1 protein-coding gene is annotated in these 845 nt (G+C 65.8%); it reads left to right on the top strand.

The features are described from left to right. Window positions 1–64 precede the first annotated feature (64 nt). Window positions 65–834, top strand: a protein-coding gene (locus AUL33_RS20860; protein WP_156419547.1) for an IS5 family transposase whose coding sequence is annotated in 2 segments (ribosomal slippage) — window positions 65–380 and window positions 380–834 — 771 coding nt in all. Because the reading frame shifts where the segments join, the coding sequence is not laid out codon by codon here. The last annotated feature ends 11 nt before the right edge of the window (window positions 835–845 follow it).

The following is an 845-nucleotide window of genomic DNA, read 5'->3' as shown; positions in this document are numbered from 1 at the left end:
TAGGGCCTGTTAGCGTCTGAAGCCGGCTCTATGTCGCCAGCTTTTCCGATGACGGAGAGCTGAGATGCTAAGCGATGAGCAATGGTCTGATCTGGAGCCGCTGATCGAGGGATGCCGCCCTCATGCGAAGGTGCCGAGCCCGCACCTTCGGCGGACCATCGAGGCGATCCTCTGGCGGCACCAGAACGGAGCGAAGTGGCGGTCTCTGCCGGCCGAGTTCGGCCCATGGTGGATGGCCGCGCAGACCTTCATCCGGTGGGCGCGGCTGGGGGTCTGGGAGGAACTGCTTGTGCTGGTCCAGGAACGCGGCGTCAGGCTCGGCATGGTGTTCCTGGACGGCACCAATATCCGGGCTCACCAGAAGGCGGCAGGCGCCAGTCGAAAGGGGGATCTGCAAAAGAGCGAGACGGCCGTGAAGCGCTTGGCCGATCTCGTGGTGGCTATGGCACCAAAGCCTGCGTGATGGCCGACGGCGCAGGGCGTGCCATCGCCTTCCGCCTCGCACCTGGGCAGGCCCACGAACTGCCGCACGCCGTCCCGCTCCTCGATCGCCTACCGGACGTGCCGAAGTGGGTGGTGGCCGACCGCGGCTATACCAGCCATGCGTTCCGCCGACACATCTGGGACATGGGTGCCCGGCCTGCCATTCCCCCACTTCGCCACGAGGCCCCCGTCGCATGTCCGGACTGGATCTACAACAACCGCAATCGGGTCGAGCGTTTGTGGGCTCGGCTGAAGGAATGGCGCGCCGTGGCTACCCGCTACGAGAAGACCGCAACCAGTTTCCTCGGCGTCCTCTGCCTCGCCGCCACGCTCCATTGGGTCAGGCGCTAACAGGCCCTAGA

It is taken from the genome of Aureimonas sp. AU12 (assembly GCF_001463705.1).
Taxonomy (GTDB): domain Bacteria; phylum Pseudomonadota; class Alphaproteobacteria; order Rhizobiales; family Rhizobiaceae; genus Aureimonas.
This window is presented reverse-complemented; position numbering and strand designations above follow the sequence as displayed.